General features: G+C 37.7%; 1 pseudogene. It reads left to right on the forward strand.

Annotated elements, in window-relative coordinates:
* Window positions 1-56: 56 nt before the first annotated feature.
* Window positions 57-257 (forward strand): annotated as a pseudogene (locus BCT81_RS29525) (hypothetical protein); the annotation flags it as partial.

A 257-nucleotide genomic window follows, 5' to 3' on the forward strand; every position in this document is an offset into this window, starting at 1 on the left:
ATATCGATTTTATTCTTTGGAGTACTCGGGAGACAACCATATATGATTTCGAGTTAATGATCATAGGAGAGCCAGACGTTGAAGGTGATGTTCTAACCATTAACGCTGAAAAGCATACGATGAATGCCATAAACGGAAACTATCTAACACATACTGTTGAACCGCATACCACCTATGCTGTTTCAGTAATAAAAAATAACGCCATCTATAATACTGCGTATGACAAATTTGGCAGTGTTGGTCTAACGTTTGTAGAC

It is taken from the genome of Vibrio sp. 10N.261.52.A1 (assembly GCF_002876325.1).
GTDB classification, from domain to species: Bacteria; Pseudomonadota; Gammaproteobacteria; order Enterobacterales; family Vibrionaceae; genus Vibrio; species Vibrio chagasii.